26 protein-coding genes are annotated in these 23,863 nt (G+C 71.1%); 13 read left to right on the top strand and 13 right to left on the bottom strand.

From position 1 onward, the window contains the following. The first annotated feature begins 195 nt into the window (after positions 1–195). From AC0VYL_RS11815 to AC0VYL_RS11795, 5 genes are all read left to right on the top strand, one after another. Positions 196–1,071 (top strand): glycoside hydrolase family 16 protein, encoded by an 876-nt coding sequence (locus AC0VYL_RS11815; protein ID WP_475483142.1) that lies wholly within the window; start codon positions 196–198, stop codon positions 1,069–1,071. 75 nt (positions 1,072–1,146) lie between these two features. After that, the gene (locus AC0VYL_RS11810; protein WP_475462779.1) at positions 1,147–1,776 is read left to right on the top strand and encodes a TetR/AcrR family transcriptional regulator; all 630 of its coding nucleotides are present in this window, start codon (positions 1,147–1,149) and stop codon (positions 1,774–1,776) included. Then, positions 1,773–2,510 carry a DUF4097 family beta strand repeat-containing protein gene (locus AC0VYL_RS11805; protein ID WP_475483141.1) on the top strand — a complete coding sequence of 246 codons (738 nt, stop codon included), beginning with the start codon at positions 1,773–1,775 and terminating at the stop codon, positions 2,508–2,510. The genes AC0VYL_RS11810 and AC0VYL_RS11805 overlap by 4 nt, the downstream gene beginning before the upstream one ends. A 284-nt stretch (positions 2,511–2,794) precedes the next feature. After that, positions 2,795–4,093: a YeeE/YedE family protein gene (locus AC0VYL_RS11800; RefSeq protein ID WP_475462777.1), complete on the top strand. Its 1,299-nt coding sequence runs from the start codon at positions 2,795–2,797 to the stop codon at positions 4,091–4,093. A gap of 57 nt (positions 4,094–4,150) precedes the next feature. Continuing rightward, entirely contained in the window at positions 4,151–4,816 is a 666-nt protein-coding gene (locus AC0VYL_RS11795; RefSeq protein WP_475483140.1) for a YdcF family protein, read from the top strand. Between the two features lie 126 nt (positions 4,817–4,942). Here AC0VYL_RS11795 and AC0VYL_RS11790 read toward each other — a convergent pair whose 3' ends face one another. Beyond that, positions 4,943–5,728 (bottom strand): sporulation protein, encoded by a 786-nt coding sequence (locus AC0VYL_RS11790; protein ID WP_475483139.1) that lies wholly within the window; start codon positions 5,726–5,728, stop codon positions 4,943–4,945. Positions 5,729–6,096: 368 nt separating this feature from the next. Here AC0VYL_RS11790 and AC0VYL_RS11785 point away from each other — a divergent pair, with 368 nt between their 5' ends. Further along, positions 6,097–6,579, top strand: coding sequence for a YbaK/EbsC family protein (locus AC0VYL_RS11785; RefSeq protein ID WP_475483138.1), 483 nt, complete (start codon positions 6,097–6,099; stop codon positions 6,577–6,579). Between the two features lie 30 nt (positions 6,580–6,609). On the opposite strand, the gene AC0VYL_RS11780 is transcribed toward AC0VYL_RS11785, so the two are convergent. Further along, the gene (locus AC0VYL_RS11780) at positions 6,610–7,092 is read right to left on the bottom strand and encodes a hypothetical protein (protein WP_475483137.1); all 483 of its coding nucleotides are present in this window, start codon (positions 7,090–7,092) and stop codon (positions 6,610–6,612) included. 186 nt (positions 7,093–7,278) lie between these two features. Between AC0VYL_RS11780 and AC0VYL_RS11775 the strand changes: the two genes are divergently transcribed. Next, positions 7,279–7,872 carry a hypothetical protein gene (locus AC0VYL_RS11775; RefSeq protein WP_475462772.1) on the top strand — a complete coding sequence of 198 codons (594 nt, stop codon included), beginning with the start codon at positions 7,279–7,281 and terminating at the stop codon, positions 7,870–7,872. A 17-nt stretch (positions 7,873–7,889) separates the two neighbouring features. Here AC0VYL_RS11775 and AC0VYL_RS11770 read toward each other — a convergent pair whose 3' ends face one another. The 3 genes from AC0VYL_RS11770 to AC0VYL_RS11760 all read right to left on the bottom strand — a co-directional run bounded on the left by AC0VYL_RS11770 (position 7,890) and on the right by AC0VYL_RS11760 (position 10,567). Then, positions 7,890–8,018: an MFS transporter small subunit gene (locus AC0VYL_RS11770; protein WP_475462771.1), complete on the bottom strand. Its 129-nt coding sequence runs from the start codon at positions 8,016–8,018 to the stop codon at positions 7,890–7,892. Between the two features lie 74 nt (positions 8,019–8,092). Beyond that, positions 8,093–9,451 carry an L-lactate MFS transporter gene (locus AC0VYL_RS11765; protein ID WP_475462770.1) on the bottom strand — a complete coding sequence of 453 codons (1,359 nt, stop codon included), beginning with the start codon at positions 9,449–9,451 and terminating at the stop codon, positions 8,093–8,095. A gap of 177 nt (positions 9,452–9,628) precedes the next feature. Further along, positions 9,629–10,567, bottom strand: coding sequence for a LysR family transcriptional regulator (locus tag AC0VYL_RS11760; RefSeq protein ID WP_475462769.1), 939 nt, complete (start codon positions 10,565–10,567; stop codon positions 9,629–9,631). Positions 10,568–10,718: 151 nt separating this feature from the next. Here AC0VYL_RS11760 and AC0VYL_RS11755 point away from each other — a divergent pair, with 151 nt between their 5' ends. After that, complete coding sequence (locus AC0VYL_RS11755; protein ID WP_475463040.1) at positions 10,719–13,004, top strand: FdhF/YdeP family oxidoreductase; 2,286 nt, start codon at positions 10,719–10,721, stop codon at positions 13,002–13,004. A 108-nt stretch (positions 13,005–13,112) separates the two neighbouring features. Then, positions 13,113–13,442 (top strand): SCO4225 family membrane protein, encoded by a 330-nt coding sequence (locus tag AC0VYL_RS11750; protein WP_475462768.1) that lies wholly within the window; start codon positions 13,113–13,115, stop codon positions 13,440–13,442. On the opposite strand, the gene AC0VYL_RS11745 is transcribed toward AC0VYL_RS11750, so the two are convergent. Next, positions 13,436–14,653, bottom strand: a complete 1,218-nt coding sequence (locus AC0VYL_RS11745) for an FUSC family protein (protein ID WP_475483136.1) — start codon at positions 14,651–14,653, stop codon at positions 13,436–13,438. The genes AC0VYL_RS11750 and AC0VYL_RS11745 overlap by 7 nt on opposite strands. Before the next feature lie 160 nt (positions 14,654–14,813). On the opposite strand from AC0VYL_RS11745, the gene AC0VYL_RS11740 reads away from it, so the two are divergent. Both AC0VYL_RS11740 and AC0VYL_RS11735 read left to right on the top strand, forming a co-directional pair. Then, complete coding sequence (locus AC0VYL_RS11740) at positions 14,814–15,452, top strand: histidine phosphatase family protein (protein WP_475483135.1); 639 nt, start codon at positions 14,814–14,816, stop codon at positions 15,450–15,452. A gap of 96 nt (positions 15,453–15,548) precedes the next feature. Further along, positions 15,549–15,953, top strand: coding sequence for a hypothetical protein (locus AC0VYL_RS11735; protein WP_475462765.1), 405 nt, complete (start codon positions 15,549–15,551; stop codon positions 15,951–15,953). 4 nt (positions 15,954–15,957) lie between these two features. Here AC0VYL_RS11735 and aroQ read toward each other — a convergent pair whose 3' ends face one another. Next, positions 15,958–16,419 carry a type II 3-dehydroquinate dehydratase gene (aroQ, locus tag AC0VYL_RS11730; RefSeq protein WP_475462764.1) on the bottom strand — a complete coding sequence of 154 codons (462 nt, stop codon included), beginning with the start codon at positions 16,417–16,419 and terminating at the stop codon, positions 15,958–15,960. 117 nt (positions 16,420–16,536) lie between these two features. On the opposite strand from aroQ, the gene AC0VYL_RS11725 reads away from it, so the two are divergent. Then, positions 16,537–18,300: an acyl-CoA dehydrogenase gene (locus AC0VYL_RS11725; RefSeq protein WP_475483134.1), complete on the top strand. Its 1,764-nt coding sequence runs from the start codon at positions 16,537–16,539 to the stop codon at positions 18,298–18,300. Here the strand turns inward: AC0VYL_RS11725 and AC0VYL_RS11720 are convergent. The 3 genes from AC0VYL_RS11720 to AC0VYL_RS11710 form a co-directional block, all read right to left on the bottom strand. After that, positions 18,220–18,633, bottom strand: coding sequence for a hypothetical protein (locus tag AC0VYL_RS11720; protein ID WP_475483133.1), 414 nt, complete (start codon positions 18,631–18,633; stop codon positions 18,220–18,222). The genes AC0VYL_RS11725 and AC0VYL_RS11720 overlap by 81 nt on opposite strands. Next, entirely contained in the window at positions 18,630–19,367 is a 738-nt protein-coding gene (locus AC0VYL_RS11715; protein WP_475462761.1) for a MerR family transcriptional regulator, read from the bottom strand. Before AC0VYL_RS11715 ends, AC0VYL_RS11720 begins: the two co-directional genes overlap by 4 nt. A gap of 131 nt (positions 19,368–19,498) precedes the next feature. Then, positions 19,499–19,702, bottom strand: a complete 204-nt coding sequence (locus AC0VYL_RS11710) for a hypothetical protein (RefSeq protein WP_475483132.1) — start codon at positions 19,700–19,702, stop codon at positions 19,499–19,501. Positions 19,703–20,116: 414 nt separating this feature from the next. On the opposite strand from AC0VYL_RS11710, the gene AC0VYL_RS11705 reads away from it, so the two are divergent. Continuing rightward, on the top strand, positions 20,117–20,371 hold the full coding sequence (locus AC0VYL_RS11705) for a peptidoglycan-binding domain-containing protein (protein WP_475483131.1): 255 nt from the start codon (positions 20,117–20,119) through the stop codon (positions 20,369–20,371). A gap of 534 nt (positions 20,372–20,905) precedes the next feature. Here the strand turns inward: AC0VYL_RS11705 and AC0VYL_RS11700 are convergent. The 3 genes from AC0VYL_RS11700 to rpmG all read right to left on the bottom strand — a co-directional run bounded on the left by AC0VYL_RS11700 (position 20,906) and on the right by rpmG (position 23,840). Continuing rightward, positions 20,906–23,305 carry a lysylphosphatidylglycerol synthase domain-containing protein gene (locus AC0VYL_RS11700; protein WP_475483130.1) on the bottom strand — a complete coding sequence of 800 codons (2,400 nt, stop codon included), beginning with the start codon at positions 23,303–23,305 and terminating at the stop codon, positions 20,906–20,908. Positions 23,306–23,420: 115 nt separating this feature from the next. Further along, positions 23,421–23,660: a type B 50S ribosomal protein L31 gene (locus tag AC0VYL_RS11695; protein WP_475462757.1), complete on the bottom strand. Its 240-nt coding sequence runs from the start codon at positions 23,658–23,660 to the stop codon at positions 23,421–23,423. A gap of 15 nt (positions 23,661–23,675) precedes the next feature. After that, positions 23,676–23,840: a 50S ribosomal protein L33 gene (gene rpmG, locus AC0VYL_RS11690; RefSeq protein ID WP_475462756.1), complete on the bottom strand. Its 165-nt coding sequence runs from the start codon at positions 23,838–23,840 to the stop codon at positions 23,676–23,678. Positions 23,841–23,863: the final 23 nt, after the last annotated feature.

Raw genomic sequence — 23,863 nt, 5'->3', positions numbered from 1 at the left:
TAGGCCCCTTTTCCCACCCTCGATGGGAGCGTTCCCATTTTTCTCCCGACACCCCCTTGTAACACCACGGAGCGCAACCGTACAGTCGCTTAACACTCGTTCAGCAGAGTGCGCCGGTCCCCTCGCATCCGCGCGAGACCCGCTGCCCCGCGCGTACCGAGGCCCGGCCCCGCCCCCGACCCCCGGAGGACCACCATGGGCCACCCATCGAGCGCGAAGCCACGGAGCGGCGGCACCGTGCGCCGCACCGTCACCACCACCGTTGGCCTGGGAGCCGCCTTCGCTCTCACCGCCACCGCCCTGACCTGGACCGGAAGCGACGTGACCGACAACAGCGAACTGACCTCGACCGACGCCGCACTGGTGTGGTCCGACGAGTTCGACGGCGCGGCGGGCGACGCCCCCGACCCGGCGAACTGGAACCACGAGACCGGCGACCACGGCTGGGGCAACGAGGAGCTCCAGAACTACACCACCAGCCGGGACAACTCCGCCCTGGACGGCGACGGCAACCTCGTCATCACGGCGCGCCAGGAAGCCGACGGCGGCTACACCTCCGCGCGGATGACCACCCAGCACAACGTCGAGCACGCCCACGGCCGGATCGAGGCCAGGATCAAGGTGCCGACCGGCCAGGGCGTCTGGCCCGCCTTCTGGATGCTCGGCTCCGACTTCCCGGACACGCCGTGGCCGGACTCGGGCGAGATCGACATCATGGAGCACATCGGCAGCGAGCCCGGGACCGTCCACGGCACCGTGCACGGCCCCGGCTACTCCGGCGGCGAGGGCGTGGGCGCCTCCTACGACCACCCCGACGGCGGGGCCTTCCCCGACGACTTCCACGTGTACGCGGTGGACTGGACCCCCGACTCCATCACCTGGTCGGTCGACGGCGTGCCCTTCAACACCGTCACCCCCTCCGACGTGAGCGGTGACTGGGTGTTCGACCAGGAGTTCTTCATGATCCTCAACGTCGCCGTGGGCGGCCAGTGGCCCGGGTACCCGGACGAGACCACCCAGTTCCCGCAGGAGATGGTCGTCGACTACGTCCGCGTCTACGACACGGAGTAGCCCTCCCCCTGACACCGGCCGGTGACCGTGATACCCATGGGTATCCGGTACCGGCCGGTATGTTAGGTTCGCCGCATGGACGGCCCACCGGAACCCGCACCCCGCGTACCCCGCGCGGAGGTGCGCCGCCGCCTGCTCGCCGCCGCCGCGCGCGTGTTCGCGGAGCGCGGGTACGCCGACAGCCGCCTGGACGACGTGGCGCGTGCCGCCGGGTTCACCAAGGGAGCCGTCTACTCCAACTTCGGCGGCAAACAGGACCTCTTCGCCGCCGTGCTCAGTGATCGCTCCGACCACGAGTTCGCCTCCGCCGCCCTGGAGCGGTCCGCCGCGCCCGAGGACGCCGTGGTCGCGATCGCCCGCAGGATCGCCCGGCGCGTCACCGAGGACACCCAGCGCGGCCGTCTCGCGCTGGAGTTCGCCGCGCACGCCACCCGCCACGGGCCCACCGCCGTCGCCGTCAGGCGGATGCGCCGCACCCAGCGCGAGACGGTGACCGCGCTGGTCACCGAGCTCACCGAGCGGTACGGGGTCCGGCTGACCGCCAGGCCCGAGACCGTCGCCCTGACCCTGCACTGCCTCACCAACGGCCTGTCCATGGAGCACCTGGCCGACCCCGAGGCCGTGGACGCGCGGACCGTCGAGGCCACCCTGACCACCGCCCTGGCCGGGTTCACGGCCCGCCCCGAACATGAGGAGACCCCATGAACCCGCCGACCACCCGCGTCGCACTCGCCACCGGTGGAGCGCTCCTGTCCCTGGGGCTGCTCGCCGGGTGCGGTGAGGTCGCCGAACTCGGCGAACCGGAGGAGAAGACCTACGAGGACGTGCCCGAACTCCTCATCGTCGAGGTCGACAACGCCGCCCTGGAGATCGTCCCCGACGACACCGACCAGGTCCGGGTGGTCCGCGAGGCCTCGGGCGACGCGGACGGGGACTGGGAGCTGGTCGGAGACACACTCACCCTGGAGACGAGGTGCGGCGCCATCTCCGACTGCCGGGTCGGATACCGGGTGTTCGTCCCGGCCGACACCGCGCTGTCGGTGGAGACCGACAACGGCTCCGTCGGCGTCTCCGGGTTCACCGCCCCGATCGAACTCGCCTCGGCCAACGGGACCGTCGACGTCGCGGACGTCACCGGACCGCTCACCCTGACCTCCGACAACGGCGACATGAACCTCAGCGGGATCGGCTCCGACTCCGTGAGCATCGCCACGGACAACGGCGGCATCGAAGCCGTCTTCTCCGAGGCCCCCACGGAGGTGGAGGTGAGCACCAACAACGGCGTCGCGACGGTCGCGATGCCCGGCGGCCCCTACGCGGTGTTCGAGACCTTCGACAACGGCGAGGTCGTCAACGAACTCCCCACGGACGCGTCCAGCGCCAGCACGGTCACCGCGCGGACCGACAACGGCACGATCACCCTGGTTCCGACCGACTGAACCCGTTCCACCAGCTCCCCGCCCGCCCCTCCCCCGCCCCCGACTCCGGGGACGTTCGGGACCATGCCCTACAATCACCCCCATGTCCGGTCCCACACGTTTTCTGCGCATGGCTCTGATCTCCATGTCGCTCACGAGCACCGATGACGGCCTCTGTCGCCGCCGGTGCCGTCTCCGCGTGCGCTGACCCGACCCGTCTCCCGCGCTCCGACGCGGCACCGGTGTGCCCCTGGCGTCCCCGCGACCCCGTGTCGCCCCACCCCGTCACGTTTGGACACATCCCTGTGACCGCAACACCCACCAAGCCGACCGGAAAATCCGGTTCGGACGTCTCTCCCGCCCTGGCCCTGAAGTGGAACCCCACCCTCTCGGCCCCACCGCCCCAGGCACCCGCCGCCGAACCCGTCCGCTGGTGGCCACTGGGGATCGCGCTGCTCGGCGCCCTCGGCCTGGCCGCCTTCGTCTGGTCCGAACACGGCGCCCTGCCCGCCGTACTGCTGCTCCTGGGCACCGGTCTGGGCTTCACGCTGTTCCACTCACGGTTCGGCTTCACCTCGGCCTGGCGCCAGTTCCTCGCCGTGGGCAACGGCACCGGCCTGCGCGCCCACGCGGTCCTGCTCGGCACCACCGCCACCCTGTTCGCGCTGGTCATCGGTACCGGGACCGGCCTGTTCGGGAACGAACCCGCTCCTTCGGCCGGGCCGATCGGCATCGCCCTGTTCGCGGGGGCGTTCCTGTTCGGGATCGGCATGCAGCTCGGCGGCGCCTGCGCCTCGGGCACGCTCTTCGCCGTCGGCTCCGGCCAGTCCGCCATCCTCATCACGCTCTTCGGCTTCATCGTCGGTTCGCAGATCTACAGCCTCGCCTGGCCGCTGGTCTCCGACCTGCCCGCGATCCCGCCCGTGCTGCTCTCCGACCACGTCGGCTGGGGCGGTTCCTGGCTCGTCACCATCGCGGCCCTGGTCGCGATCGTGGTCGTCACGCGCCTGGTCCAGAACCGGCGCGTCCCGCCGCCCGTGGGCGCCCCGCCGTCCGCTGAGGGAGTGGCGCGGATCGTGCGGGGCAGCTGGCCCCTGGTGGCCGGCGCCCTGGTGCTGGCCGCGCTGGGCACCGCCGTCCTCGTGGTCTCCGGGGGCGCCTGGGGCATCACCTCGGCCTTCAACCTGTGGGGCGCCAAGGCGCTCCAGCTGGTCGGGCTCCAGCCCGAGACCTGGGCGTTCTGGTCCCAGCCGGGCCAGGCCGAACAGCTGGCCGGCCCGGTCCTCCAGGACAAGAACAGTCTGACCAACATCGGCATCATCCTGGGCGCGGCGGTGGCCGCCGGGGCCGCTGGTACCTGGAAGTGGCACACCGGTCTGAGCTGGAACCTGGTGGCCGCCGGTCTGGTCGGCGGGATCCTGATGGGCGTGGGCGCCCGGCTCGCGGGCGGCTGCAACATCGGCGCCTACCTGGCCGGGATCGGTTCGGGCAGCCTGCACGGCTGGCTGTGGGCGGTCTTCGCCCTGGCCGGGACGTGGGCGGGTCTGCGGGCCCGCACGCTCTTCGGGCTCGGAGTGCCCAAGCCCGGCGACAGCGTCTGCTGACCGCCCCGCCGCCGTTCTAGGGTGCCAGGGACACGGAACGGCGGCGGAGGGAACGGTGTGGGAGCGAACGCGGAGCTGACCGAGGAGGTCCGTCAGCGGGCCCGGATCGTCTGGGACTACCAGCGCATGGGCCAGGAACCGCGCCGGTGCGACGTGGCGGTGGTCCTGGGCAGTCACGACCTCGGTGTGGCCACGAGCGCCGCCGACCTGTACCGGCGCGGGTTCTTCCCCCGCATGGTGATCACGGGCGCGAACAGCCCCTCCACCCTCGCACGGTTCCCCCGGGGCGAGGCGGTGCACTACCGCGAGCACGTCCTCGGACTGGGGGTCCCGGACGCGGCGGTCCTCATGGAGACCCGGGCCACCAACACCGGGGAGAACCTCCGGTACTCCCGCGCCCTGCTTGAGGACCGCGGGATCACCGTCTCCTCGGTGATGCTCGTGAGCAAGCCGTACATGGAACGGCGCGCGCACGCGACCACACGCAGGCTCTGGCCCGAGGTGGACACCGTGTGCGCCTCGGACCGGGCCGGGTTCGACGACTACCTGGGCACCGTGGGCGACGACCGGCTCGTCATGGACACCATGGTGGGCGACCTGCAACGGGTGATGGAATACCCGGCTCGGGGGTTCTCGGTTCCGCAGGAGGTCCCCGACCGGGTCCGTGAGGCCTACGCGTACCTGGTCGCGGCCGGGTTCGACGGCCACCTGATCACGCCCTGAGCCGAGGGTTCCGTCCGGACACCGGGTCCGGGGCCTTGCCACGGGCTCCGGGTCGGGGCGCAGATTCGTCCTCGTCACCGGAGCGCCCACGCGGGGGCGGGGTCAACGGCCCCCGCCCCACCGGTCTCAGAACAGGCTTCTGCTGCCAGCCAGGGAGTCGATCCACTGGTGCAGGTGACCCGTCCAGTCCCGCCCGGCACCGTCGTGGTGGTTCACGGTGAAGCGGTGGAAGGTGTCACGGCCCTCGGAGAAGAGCAGGCCCGGCTTCTTGTCCAGCTCCAGCACCACGTCCGCGCCGTGCTCGTCGGTGACCATGGACAGTTCCAGCTCGTTCAGGCCCCGGTAGCGGCTGGGAGAGTGGAACTCGAGCTCCTGGTAGAAGGGCAGCCGCTGCCGGGTCCGCGCGATGTGGCCCCGTTCGAGGTCGGCGTGCTTGAAGGTGAACCCGAGGGAGAGCAGCGAGTCCAGGACCGCGGCCTGGGCAGGGAGGGGCTCGATGGCCACCGGGTCCAGGTCGCCGGGGTCGACCGCGTTCGCCACGTGCAGACGGGTGTTCACGCCGATGTTCATGCGGTGCAGGTGGCGGCCGCGGTGGGTGGTGACGGGGGTCTCCCAAGGCACGAGGAGCTCGAAGGGCACCTGGAACCGCTGTCCGGGGGCCAGGAGCACGCCCTCGCCCAGGCGTACACGGTGGAACTCCATGTCGTTGTTGACCTCGTGGTCCCCGACCTCGGTCTCGACCCGGGCCTGGAGGCCGACGGTGAGCTGTTCGACCCGCTGCTCGACGTCGCCGCCCTCGATGACGACGGTCCCTCGCAGGGAGCCCCCAGGGGTGGTCACGGCCGAGACCAGGGAGGTTTCCACCGAGGCTCCGCCGAATCCGATTCCGGCGAGCAGACGCTTGATGACCACGGATACTTCCTTTTCGTTTCTTCCCGGAGCCTGGGGGCGGGCGCGGGTTCAGGGGCGCTCGGGCGGTTGCCCGAGCGGCGCCGGGGGTGTGAACGGTGGGATTCATGAGAAATCCGGCGCTCTGGGTGGGACGCGGCAGTGGTGGTGCCGGTTCCCCACCGCTGCGGGGTTTCGCGGCCGGGTTCGACCGCCGCGCGCGGACGGCCCCACGGAACCGGTGCGCTCGTCCGTCCCACCCCTCAGCGGCCTTCGGGACCTCGTCCGGGTCCTCAACCGACGGCGGTCGCCTCGACGACGAGCAACCCGGTCCGGTCCCCGCGGTCGGCCGTGCTTGGATACCCTGCTCCGAAAGCGATGAAGGGATCGAGATGGACCAGGTCCAGGACCTACCCGAACGCAGCCGCGAGGTGGCGCGGGCGCTCGACGCGCTGGGAGTCGGCGGACGGGTGCGCGCGCTGCCCGCGTCCACCCGGACCGCCGCCGAGGCGGCCGAGGCCCTGGGCTGCGAGGTCGGCGCGATCGCCAACAGCCTGGTGTTCATGGCCGACGGCGCACCCCTGCTGGTGATGACCAGCGGACGGCACAGGGTGGACGTCACCCTGCTGGCCGAACGCCTGGGCAAGGAGAGGATCACACGCGCCGCCCCGGAACAGGTCCGGGAGGCCACCGGCCAGGCCATCGGTGGGGTGGCACCGATCGGACACCCCGCCCCGGTGGAGACCGTGGTGGATCCGGCCCTGGCGGACTACCCGAGGCTGTGGGCGGCGGGCGGCACCCCCAACACCGTCTTCCCCACCGACCACGCCGAACTGCTCCGCATCACCGGTGGCACCCCCGTCGCGGTCAACTGACCCACCGCCCCTCTCACCGGGCGGCGCGGCTCAGGCGGCGGTGGTCCGCGCTCCCCGGTGAAGCACCCTGCTGGCACCCCAGGCGAGGAGTCCGCAGACCGCCCCGACCAGGGTGCCGGTGACGATACTGCTCAGCGCCGCGAAGCCGCGTGTGATCACCGCGTGGGCGAGGGGCGGGAGCCCGCTGAGGTTGCCGCCGAGGGTCGGCGGGGCGCCGTCCCAGGCCGTGGTCCACAGGATCTGGTGCCCGAGCATCAGGAACACCCCGTACAGCACCCCCACCGCGAGGAGCGTCAGGAAGGGGTTCGGGACCCGGCGCCAGAGCACCACGGCGATCCACACCGTCGGCGGGACGAACACGAACAGGGCGTTGACGAGGGTGCCCTCCTGGATGACCCCGAGATCGTGCAGAACCACCCGGGGAGCGGCCAACAGGGCCAGGGCGACGACGACGGGGAACGGGAGTCCCAACCCGCTCCGGCGGGGCGGGGTGGAACTGTGTGCTGGGTTCATGGCTCCACGCTAGGAGGACCGGCCCCCGCGCGCGTCGTCCCCGGGTCTCGACCGCCTACGTCCGCGGGCGTCACCGCTCACCCGCCCGGGCGTACCCCCGCGCACGTCCTCCCCGGCAGGTCGGGGTGCGGTACGGTCGCCCTGAGCCCCGGGCCCGCGGGCCCACCCCGGGAAGGACGCCCCCACATGACCAGAACCGGCTGGATCGTGACCGCGATCAGTACCGTGGTCGCCCTGATCGTCGGGTTCGGCGCGGGGTGGTGGGTCCAGGGCTCCTCGGCGGAACCGGACCCGCCCGCGCCGCCCTCCCCTCGGAGCACCCACCCCGACGACGTCGAGGAGCGACCCGAGACCGGGTTCGAGCCGGTCGTCGTCGACCTGGACCAGACCCACGACTTCGGTGACGGGTTCTCCATCGGGTTGAGCGCGTTCGAGCGCCGTGTCGAGGAGGGCGGCGTCGATCCGGCCACCGGCGAGGAGGGCGACCTGCCCTACCTGACCTGGACCGTGGAGGTCACCAACGAGGGTTCCACGGCCGTGCCGAGCGGCCTGGTGACCAGGTCGTGCTCGGTGGGCGACCCGCTCCGCGAATCCGGCTCGCCCGCGCTGGGCGACAGCGCGAACCCGCCGGAGAGCCTGGAGCCCGGCCAGTCCGGCAGCTGGGACGAGGACTGCTGGGCCGACGAGGACGACCACCAGATCCAGTACACGGTCGAGTTCCACGACCAGGACTTCGTCCCGCTGTACCCGCCGGTCACCTTCGCGGGAAACGTCGACTGAGACCGGCGGGCGGCGTCCTACCCGGTGAACAGGGCGGCCGCCTGGATCGCGGTGCTCACCACGCCGTAGCCCAGGGCGATGACCACGACCGCCCACAGGAAGAGCGCGGCGCCCTTCGACACCTGGTCACGTGTCCGCTGTTCCATCGGATCCTCCTTCACCGACCCCGACGGGGTCCCTCGGTCTGCTCGGTGGTCCACGGCTCCGTGGCCTCCGGCACTCACACGGGCTCCCGGGACGTGTCGGTGTCCTGCGGCGCCGCCACGGGTGCGGCCTTGGGCAGGGGGCGCACCAGTGCGTTGGCCACGAATCCGACCACCATCACACCCACCATGAGGTAGAGCGAGAAGGTGTACAGGTCGGCTCCGGAGCGGCCCGCGGCCATCTGCTGGTCGGCGATCACGTTGACGATCAGCGGCCCGGCGATGCCCGCGCACGACCAGGCCGTGAGCAGGCGGCCGTGGATGGCGCCGACGTTGAAGGAGCCGAACAGGTCCTTGAGGTAGGCGGGGATGGTCGCGAAACCGCCGCCGTAGAAGGACAGGATGACCCCGGTGACCGCCACGAAGAGCACCACGGAGCTGGTGCCGGCCACGGCGATCAGCACGTAGAGCAGGCTGCCGAGCCCCAGGTAGCCGATGTAGGTGCGCTTGCGGCCGAGGAGGTCGGAGGTGGAGGACCACACGAACCGGCCGAGCATGTTGCACAGGGACAGGAAGCCGACGTAGCCCGCGGCCTCGGCGGGGCCGACCCCGGTGAAGAAGTCCTGGACCATCGGCGCGGCCTGTTCGAGGATGCCGATGCCCGCGGTGACGTTGCAGAACAGCACGATCCACAGCAGCCAGAACTGGCGGGTGCGGAAGGCCCGCTCCACGCTGACGCCCTCGGTGGCGGGGTCCACGGCGGGGGTGCCCGCGGTGTCCGTCGGCGGCTGCCAACCGTCCGGTCGCCACCCGGGCGCCGGGACCTTGACCGTCATCGCGCCGAGCATCATGGCGACGAAGTAGACGGCGCCGAGGATGAGGAACGCGGGGACGATCGCGTCGGCGGGGGTCTCACCGAAGCGGTCGAGGAGCGCGGCGGACAGCGGCGAGGCGATCAGCGCGCCGCCGCCGAAGCCCATGATCGCCAGGCCGGTGGCCATGCCGGGCCGGTCCGGGAACCACTTGATCAGGGTGGACACCGGGGAGATGTACCCGATACCGAGGCCGATCCCGCCGATCACGCCGTAGCCGAGGTAGAGCAGCCACAGCTGGCCGGTGGCCACACCGAGGGCGCCGACCAGGAAGCCGGTGCCCCAGCAGAGACCGGCCACGAACATGGCCTTGCGGGGACCGTTGCGCTCCACCCACTTGCCGCCGAAGGCCGCCGAGAGGCCCAGCATCACGATGGAGATGCTGAAGACCACGCCGATCGCGGTCAGCGTCGTGTCGAAGCGTTCGACCAGCGGGGTCTTGAAGACGCTGAAGGCGTACACCTGGCCGATGGACAGGTGCACGGCGAGCGCGGCGGGCGGGATGAACCAGCGGCTGTATCCGGGCGGCGCGACGCTCTTGTCACGATCGAGAAACGACAGCACTACTCATCCTCATGATTGATTTCCGACCGGAATGCGCTTCCGCTTTCCCGGCTATTCCGGGGAAGCGGCACAAGCATGCGCCATCGTCACACCTTGTGTGACGAGAATCAAATACACGTTCATTGTCGAACGATAGGTTCTGGTTATCGAGGGCCCGGAACGGGCCCCTGGCGGGGATCAGAGGGCGATCCCGGGGACGAGACCCTCCGGGTGGTAGTGGTCCAGCCGCGCCTGGAGGTCGGCGTCGGCGACGGTGTCCAGGAGGGCGCGGGCCAGCACGGGTTCGGGGTCCCGGTCCGCGACGACCAGCCCGATCTGCTTGCTGACCTCGGGTTCCACCAGGGGGATGGCGCGCATACCCTCCGGCACCGCGTGCAGGGACAGCCAGGCGTGCGGCATGACCGCTGACCAGCGGGTCTCGTTGACGAACGAGCACAGGGCGCTCACCGAGTTGGTCTCGACCCTGGGTACCGCCTCGACCCCCGCCCTGCGGAACGCCTGGTCGACGATGCGGCGGTTCTGCATGTCCGGGGACAGCAGGCACAGCGGCACCTCGGCGGCCTCGGCCCAGGTGATGGTCTCGCGGCCGTTGAGCAGCCCCTGCTCGTCGGTGAGCAGGGCGTAGCGCTCCCGGTAGACGGGCTGCTGACGCACGTTCTCCAGGGGCTCGTTGTCGACGTAGGTCAGCCCGACGTCGATCTGGTAGTCGGCCAGGGCCCGCTCGATCTCCTTCGAGGTCATGGAGACCACCGACAGCGTGACCAGCGGGTGGAGCTCACAGAAGGCGCTGGTGATGAGGGAGATGGAGCTCAGGGTGGTCGGTATGGCACCGATCCGCAGACGGCCGCTCAACCCCTCCCGCAGGCTCCTGACGTTCTCCACCAGGATGTCGTGCTCAGCCAGGACGCGCTGCGCCCAGGCGACGATCCGCTCCCCCTCGTGGGTGAACCCGATGAACCGGTTGCTCCGCCTCACGATGGGGACGCGGAACTCGGCCTCGAGCTTGCGGATGGCGGCGGACAGGGCGGGCTGGGACACGTGGCACGCCTGGGCCGCACGGGCGAAATGCCGTTCCTTGGCCAGCGCGGTCAGGTACTTCAGCTGGCTCAGCAACATCGCGCAAGAATACATGTGCGAGGACCCCGGGAACAACAACGCCCCAGTCCTTGATATCGTTCGGCCCATTCAGCGCCATAACTATTCGGGACCTCTGGACAGAGGGCGACTCGGTGAGAGAATTCGAACTGTGACACACCACGACTCGGACATGCCCGACCCCGCCCAGGACGCGCCGGAGGTCGGGCCTCCCAAGGAGAGCGCGGCGGGCATCCCGGCCGTGCTCAACAGCGTGCGCCACGTCAACGACCAGGCCGGCGTGCTGCGCGGGCTGCCCGCGATGCTCGCGGTCAACCAGAAGAAGGGCTTCGACTGCCCCGGCTGCGCCTGGCCGGAGCCGGGCAAGCGGCACAAGGCGGAGTTCTGCGAGAACGGCGCCAAGGCGGTCGCGGAGGAGGCCACCCGCCGGACCGTGGGGCCGGACTTCTTCGCCCGGCACCCGGTCACGGACCTGTTCGAGCGCTCCGGCTACTGGCTGGGGCAGCAGGGCCGCCTGACCGAGCCGATGTACCTGGCCGAGGGCGCCACGCACTACGAGCCCGTCTCCTGGGACCGTGCCCTGGACATGATCGCGGAGGAGCTGCGCGGGCTGGACACGCCCGACGGCGCGGTGTTCTACACCTCGGGCCGCACCAGCAACGAGGCGGCCTTCGCCTACCAGCTGTTCGCCCGCCAGCTCGGTACCAACAACATGCCCGACTGCTCGAACATGTGCCACGAGTCGTCCGGGTCGGCGCTCACCGAGACGCTGGGCGTGGGCAAGGGCAGCGTGTCCCTGGAGGACATGTACGAGGCCGACCTCATCATCGTCGCGGGGCAGAACCCGGGCACCAACCACCCCCGGATGCTGTCCGCGCTGGAGAAGGCCAAGCGGCGCGGCACGCGGATCGTCACGGTGAACCCGCTGCCCGAGGCGGGCATGAAGGCGTTCCGCAACCCGCAGTACGCGCGGGGCCTGGTGGGGCGCGGGACCGAGCTCACCGACCTGTTCGCGCAGATCAGGGTGGGTGGCGACCTGGCGCTCTTCACGGCGGTGAACCGGCTGCTGCTGGAGGCCGACCAGCGTGGTGAGAAGGTCCTCGACCACGGGTTCGTGAACTCGTTCACGCACGGGTTCGAGGAGTTCTCCGAGGCGCTGCTGGCCGAGCCCGAGGACGAGTTCTGGGCCCGGACCGAACGCGACACCGGGCTCTCCCGTTCGCTGGTCGAGGAGCTCACCGCCATGGTGGTGGCCTCGGAGCGGATCGTGGTGTGCTGGGCGATGGGACTGACCCAGCACAAGCACTCGGTGCCGACCATCCGCGAGGTGGTCAACTTCCTGCTGCTGCGCGGCAACGTGGGGCGGCCGGGCGCGGGTGTGTGTCCGGTGCGCGGCCACTCCAACGTGCAGGGCGACCGCACGATGGGCATCTTCGAGCGGCCCGCCGACTCCTTCCTGGACGCGCTGGGCGCGGAGTTCGGGATCGAACCGCCGCGCGAGCACGGGCACGACGTGGTCAACGCGATCCGGGCGATGGCGCGCGGTGAGGTGGGCGTGTTCTTCGCCATGGGCGGCAACTTCGTGGCCGCCTCCCCGGACACCGAGGTGACCGAGGAAGCCATGCGCCGGGTGGGCCTGACGGTGCACGTGTCCACCAAGCTGAACCGTTCGCACGTGGTGACCGGCACCCGTGCCCTCATCCTGCCCGCCCTGGCCCGCAGCGACCGCGACCAGCGCGACGGTGAGCAGCGGTGGGTGACGGTGGAGGACTCGATGGGCCTGGTGCACGCCTCCCACGGCGTGCTCGCACCGCTGTCGGAGGGGATGCGCTCGGAGGTGGACATCGTCCGCGAGCTGGGCCGCAGGGTGTTCGGGAACGACCCGGTGGACTGGGACCGGATGGCCGACTACGACCGGGTGCGCGACCACGTGGCCCGGGTCGTGCCGGGGTTCGAGGACTTCAACGCGAAGGCCCGGCGGCGCGGAGGGTTCGCGCTGCCGCACGCCCCGCGCGACGACCGGCGGTTCCCGACCGCGACGGGGCTGGCCAACTTCACGGTCAACGGCACCTACGCGCCCGAGGTCCCCGAGGGGCGGCTGCTGCTGCAGACGCTGCGCTCGCACGACCAGTACAACACCACGATCTACGGCCTGGACGACCGGTACCGGGGCATCACGGACGGCCGCCGGGTCGTGCTGGTCAACGCCGAGGACGCCGCCGAGCTGGGCCTGGAGGACGGGGCGTACACGGACCTGGTGGGTGAGTGGTCGGACGGCCGTGAGCGGCGGGCGCCGCACTTCCGGGTGGTGCACTACCCCACCGCCCGTGGCAGCGCGGCCGCGTACTACCCGGAGACCAACGTGCTGGTGCCGCTGGACTCCACCGCGGACGTGAGCAACACGCCCACGTCGAAGTCGGTGGTGGTGCGTTTCGAGCCGTCCTCCCAGGTCGGCTGAGTCGGGCGGGCTTTGAGCCCCTGGTGTCCGAGGGCCCCTGAGTATCCGTACTCAGGGGCCCTCCGCCGTGCTGCGGCACCCTGGTGGGACCCGGAACCAAGGAGCACCGTGCGCCACCTCCTCGCCGCCTCGACGGACAACCGTCCCTCGCGCGTGTACCTCGCGCTCGCCGCGGCCGTCCTCGTGGGGACGGTCGTCGTCCATCTCGGCCCGGGTTTCGGCTCGGGGATGCCGGAGCTGGCCCTGGCCGTGTGGCTGCTGCCGTGCGGCGTGTTCTCGGTGCTGGCCTTCTCGCTGCTCGACATGGCCGGGATGCCCGTCGACGCGCAGGCGCCCGTGTTCCTGGTCCTGTTCGTCCTGGGCGCGCTCGGCAACGCGCTCCTCATCGGGCTGGCGGTCCGGTCCCTGGCACGGCGGCGCCGGAGCGCGGGTCACTGACCGCCGGAGCGACGCCACGGGAGGCGGCCCCGGAGCCGCCAGTGGGCGCGCCAGCGGGGGCGCCAGCTCAGCCACGGCAGCCACGGTTCACCCGGCGGGTGCGGGACGGTGGGATCCTCCAGGTCTCCCTGGAGGACGTCCTCGATCTCCTCGAACCTGATCCCCGCGAACACCATGATGTCGGCGGCGACCATCTCCACGGCGAGGTGGGTGGCGTGGGTGACCGGGTCGTCCTCGGGGGCGCCGGTCCCGTAGGCGCGCGCGGCCGTCAGTGCCCGTTCCACCGCCTCCTCCCGGGCCTCACGGCTGCTGAGGTCGTCGGAGAGGATGGTGAGCACGTCGGCCATGTCGGTGACGATGGGTGCCAGCTCCCGTTGTTCCTCCACGCCCATGGCGGTGGTGGTCCGGGCCAGGAAGAGGCAGCTCTCACCGAGCAGGATCAGCCGTTCGATGACCTCGTCCTCCTCCAGCACGGGCTGCGGGTCGCCCCAGCGGATGGTGGAGAGCCGGATCGTGGCCTTGCTGCTCTCGCGTGCCCGGCTGAGTTCGGCCATGGGCCGGCTCAGGTCCCCGAGCCGGTTGACCACCTGTTCGCTGGAGGTCTCCCCGTCCTCCAGGGACCGGCCGACCAGGGCGAGCATGGTGGCCATCTCGTTGAGCGCGTCCTCCTCGATCCGGCGGAGCAGGGCCACCAGCCGCGCCGGGAAGAACAGCTGGCTGAAGGCGAGCGCCACACCGGCGCCGATGAGCGCGTCCACGAGCCGGTCGATGCCGGGGCTGGCGCCGCCGACGAAGATCGTCGTCAGGATGGCGCTGGCGGCGGCCTGGCCGATGATGATCCGTTCGGCGTTGATCGCGGCGGCCACCGTCATGGCGCACGCGGTGGCCAGCACCATGGCCACCTCGTTGAGGTCGGTGACCAGCAGGCTGAGCTCGCCCGCGAGGATGCCGATGAACACGCCCATGAGCAGGCGCAGGGCCTGGGCACCGCGTTCCCCTCCGGAAGCGTTGAGCGCGATGACGGCGGCGATGGGCGCGAAGAAGGGCCGGTGGTCCTGGACGAGGCCACCCGCGATGGTCCAGGCCAGCGTGGCGGCGATGACCGCGAGGACGATCAGGGAGGCGTTGGCCGACAGGCGCGCACGGACCTCCGTCGCCACGGCCCTGATCCTGCTCCGCGGGGTGTGGCCCTCAAGGGGCAGCTCTCCCATGTTCTCCTCACCGACGAAGGGACACGCCTTCGGGGGTGGGGGGCCGCCGGTTCCATTGATACCGGCCGGGAGGCGAGAAGTGTGGTTACCGTGCCCGGTGTTTCGCGTCGGAGCGGACCCGGGGCGTCCCTCCGCGCGGGGCCGCCCGTACTGTGTCGCCATGCCGACGATCTACCTGATCCGCCACGGTAAGGCCTCCCCCGAGGCGGCGGACTACGACGAACTGAGCCCCACCGGACACGAACAGTCCCGTCTGGTCGGGGCCGAACTGGCCCGACGCGGGCTGGAGCTCGGGCCCGTGGTGAGCGGCACCCTGCGCCGCCAGCGGCAGACCGCCGCCACCGCGCTGGCCGGGCTGGGCGGGCTGGGAGTGGAACCCGTGCCGGACCCCCGGTGGAACGAGTACGACCACCTGCGTCTGCTGGAGCGCCACACGACCGGGACCGGCACCCTCCAGGAACGGCTGGACGCCTCGCTGCACGCGTGGACGGCGTCCGAGGCGACGGGCGAGGGTTCCTGGACCGCCTTCCGTAACGGGGTACGGACGGCGTTGGACGAGCTCGCGTCCTCGCTCGGCAGTGGCAGGACGGCGCTGGTGTTCACCTCGGCCGGGGTGATCGCGACCGCCTGCGCCTCCCTGATGCGGGCGCCGGATCCGGTGTTCGTCGCGATGAACCGGGTGGTGGTCAACGGGTCGGTGACCAAGCTGGTGCACGGGCGCGGCGGGACCCGGCTGCTCTCCTTCAACGACCACGCGCATCTGGAACACGGCGGACCGGAGCTGATGACCTTCCGCTGAGCGGCGCTCCCTCGCCCCCGTCCCGTACCGACCAGTCGGTTCCGAGCTCCGCGCGCCCGTGTGCGAGGTCGGGCCCGGCAGGGCATCCTGGAGGGCATGACCGAACACCCCGCCTCCGACGCCGTCCCCATCCCGGGTTCCGTCCCCCTCCCGGGCTTCGGCCCCGTCCCACGGGTCCGGCCCGCCCCGCAGGCCGAACCCGCCCAGGAGCCCGCTCAGGAGCCCGCCCCCGAGGTCCGGCACCTCGCCGCCACGCTGCGCCGCCGCCGGTCCGAACTGGCCGACGCGAAGGCGGCCCGGATCGGTGACGGCAGCATCGTCCACGAGCTGACCACCCGGGTCTGGGTGGGCGTGGAGATCCCGGCGGTGGTGTGCGCGGCCGCCGACGACCCCATGCGGCTGCGCCCGTCCACCAGCCCGGTGACGTGCCTGCGGTGCAGGTCGAGGCGGTCGGGCTCCGGGGGCGAACAGGTCCCCGGCCAGGAACTGCTGTGGAACTGAGGGGTCAGCCCCGGGCGGCCCGTTCCGCCGCGCGGGACAGGACCGCGCGCAGACCGAGTTCGTAGCCGAGGATCCCGCACCCCGCCACGTACCCGGCGGCGACCGGCGCGGTGACGGAGGTGTGGCGGAACTCCTCGCGGGCGTAGACGTTGGAGATGTGCACCTCGACCACGGGCGCCTCGATCGCGTCCACGGCGTCGCGCAGGGCGATGCTGTAGTGGGCGTAGGCGCCGGGGTTCATCACCACACCGGCGTAGTGCCGGGCCGCGTGGACGTGGTCGACCATGCCGCCCTCGCTGTTGGACTGCGCGCAGACGACCTCCACACCCAGTTCCCTTCCCAGGGCGGTCACCCGTTCCTCGACCTCCGCGAGGGTGGTGGTTCCGTACTGCCCGGGGTCTCGGGTACCCAGCAGGTTGAGGTTGGGGCCGTTCAGCAACAGCACGGTGGGCGTGTTCTCGGGCATGCTCGGTTCCTGGCCTCGACTCCGGTTGGTGGGACCAGCGTAGACCCCGACCACCCGGACGGGAAGCCGGACCGATAGCATACCGACCAGTCGGTTGATCACTCTGGGAGGCAACCCGTGGCGTCCACCCTGCTGTCCAGGCGCGACCTGCAGTTCCTGCTCTACGAATGGCTCGACGCCGAGGCCCTCACGGAGCGGCCCCGGTACGCCGACCACTCGCGGGAGACCCTCGACGGCGCCCTCGAACTGGCGGAACGCGTGGCCACCGACCACTTCGCCCCGCACAACAAGACCAGCGACGCCCACGAACCCCGCTTCGACGGTGAACGGGTGCACGTCATCCCCGAGGTCGGCCGGGCCCTGAAGGTGCACGCCGAGACCGGGCTCTCCTCCCTGGCGATGGACGCCGCCGTGGGCGGCGGCCAGCTCCCCCGGGTGGTCTCCAGCGCCTGCGACGCCTACTTCCAGGCAGCCAACCCGGGTACGGCCGCCTACCCCTTCCTCACCTCGGGCAACGCCTCCCTGCTCCTGGCCCACGGCTCCCCCGAGCAGATCGACACGTTCGTCCGGCCCATGGTGGAGGGGCGCTTCACGGGCACGATGTGCCTGTCCGAGCCGCACGCGGGAAGCTCCCTGGCCGACATCACCACCCGCGCCGAACCCGACGGCGACGGCGCGTACCGGCTGTTCGGCAACAAGATGTGGATCTCCGCGGGCGACCACGAGCTGACCGAGAACATCGTCCACCTCGTCCTGGCCAGGATCCCCGGCGGACCGCCCGGGGTCAGGGGCATCTCGCTGTTCGTCGTGCCCAAGTACCTGGCCGACGGGGAGCGCAACGACGTCGTCACCGCGGGGCTCAACCACAAGATGGGCTACCGGGGCACCGTCAACGCCCTCCTCAACTTCGGGGAGGGCCGCCACACCCCCGGCGGGGCACCCGGCGCGGTCGGTTCCCTGGTGGGCGAACCGCACCAGGGGCTGCGGTACATGTTCCACATGATGAACCACGCCCGGATCGGTGTGGGCGCCGGGGCGACGGCGGTCGGCTACACCGGCTACCTGAAGTCCCTCGCCTACGCCCGTGAACGGCTCCAGGGCCGTCCTCTCGGCGCGAAGGACCCCGGGCAGCCCCAGGTGCCCATCATCGAGCACACCGACGTCCGCCGGATGCTCCTGGCACAGAAGAGCTACGTGGAGGGCGCGCTGGCCCTGGTCCTGTACTGCGCCCGGCTCGTCGACGAGGAGGCCAGCGGCGAACCCGAGTCCGCCCGGAGGGCGCACCTGCTCCTGGACGTGCTCACGCCGATCGTGAAGAGCTGGCCCTCGCAGTGGTGTCTGGAGGCCAACAGCCTGGCCATCCAGGTGCACGGCGGGTACGGCTACACCCGCGAGTACGACGTGGAGCAGCACTACCGGGACAACCGGCTCAACGCCATCCACGAGGGCACGCACGGCATCCAGGCCCTGGACCTGCTGGGCCGCAAGGCCGTCCTGGACGACGGGGCCCGCCTCTCCCTCCTGGTGGAGACGGCCCGCGCCGCCGTGGACGAGAGCACCGAGACCGAGTACGCCGAGCTCCTTTCCTCCGTTCTGGACCGCATGACCGAGGCCACCGCCGCCGCCTGGTCCGACGGGGACCCGGCGGCGGCGCTGGCCAACGCGACCCCCTACCTGGAAGCGGTCGGCCACGTCGTGGTGGCCTGGATGTGGCTGGAACAGCTCACGGCCGCCCACGGCAAGGAGGGCGCCTTCTACGAGGGCAAGCGCGCCGCAGCCGCGTACTTCTTCCGCCACGAGCTACCCCGTACCGAGGCCTGGTTCACCCTGGTCGCCTCCCGTGACCGCACGGTCCTGGACACCTCCCCGGACGTTCTGTAGACGCGCGGGGACGTCGAGAACGAACACGTGGCCGATGTCGGCTTCCTCGAACCCGTAGTCGGCGTTGGCCACGCGCATGCGCTCCGGGGTGACCTCGACGATCCGCACCGTCACCGGTTCCGCCCGCCCCGGCAGGGTCATGCACCAGAGCTCGGCCAGGGAGGCCAGGCCCACGTCGTCCAGAACGGCCCGTGCGTCGTGTTCCGGAGCCGCGCGACCGACGGGGTGGCCGAACGGGTTGACCGGCACGAAACCATCGCCCTCGGGTCTCAGGTATCCCAGGACCTCCCCGTCCTCCTCCCGGCGGTGGGCCGTCCAGTGCGCGGGGATCACGTGCCCTCCCCCAGGTGCTCGGCGAAGACCTCCATGGCCTCGCGCTGGTAGTCGGCCAGTCCGGGCTCGACGCTCTCGTACACCTCACGCCACGGGCCGTCCTCCGCGTAGACCCGCCCCAAGTGGGCGAAGGCCTCCGCGTCGGGTGTCCACATCACGCACACCCGCCGGTAGTGCACCTCGACCTCCGCCTGGACCGGTGGCGCCGCCACCGGCGTACCCGCCCTCAGGAAGGCGGCCATCCGGCCCATCGCCTCCGCCGTCTCCGCGCGCATCCGCTCACCGTCGACGGAGGTCATGGCCTCCCGGGCCTGTTCCCACTGCTGCGGCCACTCCACCCGGGCCCGCTCGGAGTAGTGGGCGGTGTCGAAGCCCTCGAAGAGCTCCTCGGGTCTGCTGGTCACGTCGTTCTCCAAGGCGTCGACCGTGCGACGCACGGTGTCGACGAGGACGCTGAGACGGTCCCGCTCGGCTTCGAGGTCGCACAGGTGCTGCCGGAGCGCCTCCGCCTCGTCCTGCTCGGAGTCCAGGACCCGGCGGATGTCCGCCAGTCCCAGACCGAGCTCACGCATGACCAGGACTCGTTGGAGCCTGCGCAGTTCGCGCTCGCCGTACCGGCGCAGCCCGCCCGGCCCGGTGTCCTCCGGGATCAGCAGACCGACATGGTGGTAGTGGCGCAGCGTCCGGGAGGTCACCCCGCTCATCCGGCAGACCTCACCCATCGACCACGACATCCGTCTCCCCTCGTCCGACCGGACCCTCCGGCCACAAGAACGAAGCTAGACGTTGACGTCACGTCAACCGCAACCCTCTGTCCACAACGAGGGGCACCCGTGCATCGCGGACGCCCCGGCCCCCGTGACGGTCAGCTCTTCTTCAGGGTCCTGCCGCCCAGAAGGAAGGCACTCACCACCAGTGCCACGCTGAGCACGATCATCAGCGGCGTGCGCAACGTGGGCAGGGGGTCCTCGAACTTGATCAGCATGAGAAGCAGGAACAGAACGCCGACCAGCACCATGTGGAGGTAGGGCAGGCCGGCGCTTCTCTCGGAGCGGGGTTCCTCGGTCATGCACATCTTTCAGGGTGAGGGGGGAGGAGTCCCGGACCGCCTCTCCCCGCGCGGGACGGTTCGTGCGCCATTCCTGGGGCAGGGGGCCGACGCACCCGGGAGGAAGGGTACATGCCACCCTCACCCAGGCCTCCGGAAGCGACGCCGCCCCATTCCCCGTGCGCAGAGCTCCCGGGCCACGCGGACATCCGCCCACTGCCGCCCTTGTCGCCGGGCTCCGCAACCAGGCCACCCGGTTCGGGCAACTCGCGGACCTTGATTCGGATATGCCTTCCAGCCTCCACGTCTTCGCAGGTCACATGGGTTTCCGTGCCTGGGAGGCCGGGGACTTTCGGGGTCGTAGACATCCGATCACGGGGCGGCACTCTGGCGTTCGAGGCTTCTCCCGCCCCACGCGTAGGAACGGAGACGGACATGATTGGGCTCAAGCAGGGTGACGAGGGCGAGAAGGTGGCCTACCTTCAGGAACTGCTCATCGCCTCGGGGCATCTGGGCACGCCTCCCAACGAGCACCTGGAGGCTGACGGCAAGTACGGCTCCAAGACGGTCGCGGCGGTTCGCAAGGCCAGGGAGGCTCAGGGGTCTCCCAACCCCGGAACGCCGATCACCGGCACAGCTGGAGCCCAGGTCATGACCGAGTTCGTGCAGAAGGTGTCAGGGGTGAAGTAGCGCGCCCGTCCCGTTCCGGGCACGTCGCACCTCGTGCAGCCGAGCGCTGCGCGAGGTGCCTTGTTACAGCTCCTGGTTCCACGCGCTCGTACTCCCAGGCCGTATCACGCGACTCCGTCTTCGCCGCCCGCACCCCTGGGCGACCGTCACAGCAGCCGAACCGGTCATGCAGCCGCCCCGCACACGGGCAGAGGAGTACGCCGCCGAAGCAGTTCGCACAGATGAGGGCGCTCAACTACGCAGCCGGATCCTTCTCAGCGGCCCATGCTGGTCCATCCCCGCGTGCGCGGGGCTCACGGCGGTGGTCCCAGCTCGACGGGTGGGAGGACCGGTCCATCCCCGCGTGCGCGGGGCTCACCACCCACTGGTCCCGAGGCCGCGGCGCCTTCCCGGTCCATCCCCGCGTGCGCGGGGCTCACAGTAAACGACCTGGGACAACGCGGGCCGTTATCTCCGCTTGATATTTCGCCCGACGTCCTCTTGCGCACATCCTGGCAGACATCAGGGCCGCGATACCAGCGGTCTTGGTGGTCATCAGATCGCCTCGCGGCGTTGCAGGTAGCTGAAGGCCGCCCATCCGGGCAGCACCGGGAACCAGAAGGTGAGCACCCGGAACAGCAGCACCGCGGGCAGGGCCACGTCGGCGGGCATCGCGGTGACCGTGGTGAGCCCACCGATCAGGGCCGCCTCGACCGCGCCGAGCCCGCCCGGGGTGGGCGCGGCCGAGCCGATGGCGTTGCCCGCGAGGAAGACCACCGCGACCGCGACCAGGCTCACTTCGAGTTCGGGCCCCGCGAAGGCCAGGACCGAGAAGTGCAGGGACAGCACGAAGGCCACAGTCAGCAGCAGTGTGCCGCCCACCCCCAGAACGAGGCTGGCGGGGCGTTGGAACAGGTCCAGCAGCTGCGGCAGCACCCCGTTGAGGTACGGGCGCAGGCTGGAACCCACGGCCCTGCGCAGGCGGGGGTGCAGCAGGACGGAACCCACGCTGACGGTTCCGATGATGACGATCACCGTGACGGTCGGGGACGGCGTGAAGCCCGTCCAGTACGAGGTACCGGTGAGGTACGCGCAGACCAGGAGCAGCGGCACATGGACCAGGAACCCCACCAACTGGGTGAGGCCCACGGCGGACAGGGACAGCGAGGTGGGCACCCCGGCCTTGATCACGTACCGGCTGTTGATCGCGATCGAGCCCAGCCCGGCGGGGGCGGCGATGCGCACGAAGGACGCCGCGTACTGCACCAGCACCGTTCGCCAGAAGGGCAGACGTGCCGGAACGAAGCCGATCAGCACCATGGCGGCGGCGACCATGCAGACGGTGGCCATGGCCAGGGCCGCCAGGGTCCACGCCGGGTCGGCGTAGCGGATGGTGCCCAGTTCGACCCCGGAGAGCTGGTAGACCAGCACGAGTCCGACCAGGGTGACCACCACGAAGCTCACGATGGTGCGCGGGCGCATCCGCTCCAGGCGGGCGGGTTCGGTGGGGGCCTCGGGAGCGACGGCCGCGATGTGCCGCCGCAGGTCCCCCATGAGCGAGCGGTCGGCGCGGCGCAGTGCGGCGCGGAGTCCGTGGGGCAGGCCCGCGGGTTGCAGCAGGGGGAGGATGTTGGCGGTGGCGGACACGCCCAGGGCCCTTACCGCGGAGGACACCGCGCGGTCGGCGCCCACGTGCAGTGCCAACAGGGTGACCATCGCGGCGGTGTCCAGGGCGGTGCGGATCGGGGGCGCCGCCACGACGCCTCGGTCGACCCCGGTGAGCGAGGCGGTGACCGGCCGGGGTTCGGCGTGCGACAGCACGCCCACCGTGGTGCCGTTGAGGTCGCCGTGGGCGACGCGGCGCCGGTGCAGCAGACCGAGTTGGCGCCAGAGGTCGTCCAGCAGGGCGTCGCTGGTCCGGTCCGGGTCCAGCGTGTCCAACCCCTGGAGGCGGGAGCGTTCGCGGGCCAGGAAGATCGTGCCGGGGGTGAGTTCTCCCAGCGCCAGGACACGGGGGGCGTCCACCCCCGCCTCGCGGGCGGCGGTGCTCATGAGCGCGGCGTGCTCGGCGCGTCTGCGCGCTCCGTAGAGCATGCGCGGGGCGACGGGGCCGCGTAGGAGGAGGAGGTCGCGCAGGCGCAGCCAGAACCCGCTGGTGTTCTCGGAGTTGAGCACGGAGAGCTCGATCTGGCGACCGTCCGCGAGGTCGGCCAGGTAGAGGGAGTCTCCCTCCCGGTCGGTTCCGGCGGGGGTGATCCGGTCCGCGGTCATGTCGAAGCGGCGGAGCTCGGCCTGGATGAGCCCGGTGGCGGGAGGTGGCACGCTGGCGCCGATGGCGTAGCGGCTCAGGGCGGCGCAGGTGAGGCCGACGAGGATGGTGAACAGGACCGCGAGGATGCTGGTGACCCCGGCCATCACCGAGGTGACCGCGATCGCGGCGTTGGTGCCCCACAGCAGGGAGCGCACCCGGGGCTGTCCGGTGGGCATGGTCCGGGCGAACGCGATTCCGGCGGCGACGTAGCCGAGGGTGGCGGCGGTCAGGACCTCGTCGGGCACCCCGGGCAGCGACTCGGCGCTGTAGGTGGCGTTCTTCAGGACGGAGTTGACGTAGGACGTCATCGCGTAGGCCGCCACCGCGGCGACGATCGCGCGGGTCAGGTCGCGTAGCTCTCCGACGAACAGCGTGCGCAGGACGACGTAGGCGATCAGGACGATGAGCAGCAGGTTGGCGCCGAGCGCCGCGCCGAACAGCAGCCACGACGGGATCACCGCGCGGAGCTGGGTGGCGTCGTCGGTCGGGGCGCCGTCCGAGATGGCGTTGCTCACGAGGAACAGGACCACGCAGACCAGGAGCAGTCCGGCGACGCCGACGAGGAGGTCGACGGGGCTGCGCGGGGCCTTCGCGGTGGTACGGCCGGGGGTGGGGGCCGGTGTTTCGGTCGGGGTTGTCGTCACGGAACAAGCCTGCCGGACCCGTGCGGATTCGGACGGCAGGGGTGAGGGTGTTTCGTCCTGCCCGTTCCACGCGACGACGCCGCCGGGGTGGTCCCCGGCGGCGCCGTGTGCTGGGTCAGCCGCGCTGGTAGCGGCGCTGGAAGCGCTCCACCCGCCCCGCGGTGTCCACCACGCGGGCGTTGCCCGTGTAGAAGGGGTGGCTGGCGCTGGAGATGTCGACGTCGATCACCGGGTAGGTGCGGCCGTCCTCCCACTCGACGGTGTTCGCGCTGCTCCGCGTGGACCGGGTGAGGAAGGAGAAGTCGGCCGCCTTGTCGCGGAAGACGACGTGACCGTACTGGATGTTCTTCTGCATGGAGCCCTCCCTGCGTCAGCGTTCCTCTCGGAACCGGGTGTGGCGGTGGAGCCGGGGGTCGTACTTGCTGAGGACCAGGCGGTCCGGGGTGTTGCGGCGGCTCTTCCGGGTCACGTAGGTGGTCCCGGTGCCCTCCGTGGACCTGAGCCGGATGACGGGCCGGACGTCGTTGCGTGCCATGGGCGCCTCCTTGGGGTGACAGG

This window comes from Nocardiopsis sp. iso_238, assembly GCF_056173325.1.
The sequence above is the reverse complement of the archived record's forward strand: the minus strand, read 5'-3'. Positions and strand labels throughout refer to the sequence as shown.

What these genes read in the sequence shown, in the direction of transcription:
- rpmG (WP_475462756.1), bottom strand. Translation starts at nt 23,840, where the DNA reads ATGGCACGCAACGACGTCCGGCCCGTCATCCGGCTCAGGTCCACGGAG.
- AC0VYL_RS11785 (WP_475483138.1), top strand. Translation starts at nt 6,097, where the DNA reads ATGGACCAGGTCCAGGACCTACCCGAACGCAGCCGCGAGGTGGCGCGG.
- AC0VYL_RS11755 (WP_475463040.1), top strand. Translation starts at nt 10,719, where the DNA reads ATGCCCGACCCCGCCCAGGACGCGCCGGAGGTCGGGCCTCCCAAGGAG.
- AC0VYL_RS11710 (WP_475483132.1), bottom strand. Translation starts at nt 19,702, where the DNA reads ATGACCGAGGAACCCCGCTCCGAGAGAAGCGCCGGCCTGCCCTACCTC.
- AC0VYL_RS11815 (WP_475483142.1), top strand. Translation starts at nt 196, where the DNA reads ATGGGCCACCCATCGAGCGCGAAGCCACGGAGCGGCGGCACCGTGCGC.
- AC0VYL_RS11740 (WP_475483135.1), top strand. Translation starts at nt 14,814, where the DNA reads ATGCCGACGATCTACCTGATCCGCCACGGTAAGGCCTCCCCCGAGGCG.
- AC0VYL_RS11705 (WP_475483131.1), top strand. Translation starts at nt 20,117, where the DNA reads ATGATTGGGCTCAAGCAGGGTGACGAGGGCGAGAAGGTGGCCTACCTT.
- AC0VYL_RS11775 (WP_475462772.1), top strand. Translation starts at nt 7,279, where the DNA reads ATGACCAGAACCGGCTGGATCGTGACCGCGATCAGTACCGTGGTCGCC.
- AC0VYL_RS11810 (WP_475462779.1), top strand. Translation starts at nt 1,147, where the DNA reads ATGGACGGCCCACCGGAACCCGCACCCCGCGTACCCCGCGCGGAGGTG.
- AC0VYL_RS11695 (WP_475462757.1), bottom strand. Translation starts at nt 23,660, where the DNA reads ATGCAGAAGAACATCCAGTACGGTCACGTCGTCTTCCGCGACAAGGCG.
- AC0VYL_RS11735 (WP_475462765.1), top strand. Translation starts at nt 15,549, where the DNA reads ATGACCGAACACCCCGCCTCCGACGCCGTCCCCATCCCGGGTTCCGTC.
- AC0VYL_RS11745 (WP_475483136.1), bottom strand. Translation starts at nt 14,653, where the DNA reads ATGGGAGAGCTGCCCCTTGAGGGCCACACCCCGCGGAGCAGGATCAGG.
- AC0VYL_RS11770 (WP_475462771.1), bottom strand. Translation starts at nt 8,018, where the DNA reads ATGGAACAGCGGACACGTGACCAGGTGTCGAAGGGCGCCGCGCTCTTC.
- AC0VYL_RS11780 (WP_475483137.1), bottom strand. Translation starts at nt 7,092, where the DNA reads ATGAACCCAGCACACAGTTCCACCCCGCCCCGCCGGAGCGGGTTGGGA.
- AC0VYL_RS11715 (WP_475462761.1), bottom strand. Translation starts at nt 19,367, where the DNA reads ATGTCGTGGTCGATGGGTGAGGTCTGCCGGATGAGCGGGGTGACCTCC.
- aroQ (WP_475462764.1), bottom strand. Translation starts at nt 16,419, where the DNA reads ATGCCCGAGAACACGCCCACCGTGCTGTTGCTGAACGGCCCCAACCTC.
- AC0VYL_RS11760 (WP_475462769.1), bottom strand. Translation starts at nt 10,567, where the DNA reads ATGTTGCTGAGCCAGCTGAAGTACCTGACCGCGCTGGCCAAGGAACGG.
- AC0VYL_RS11805 (WP_475483141.1), top strand. Translation starts at nt 1,773, where the DNA reads ATGAACCCGCCGACCACCCGCGTCGCACTCGCCACCGGTGGAGCGCTC.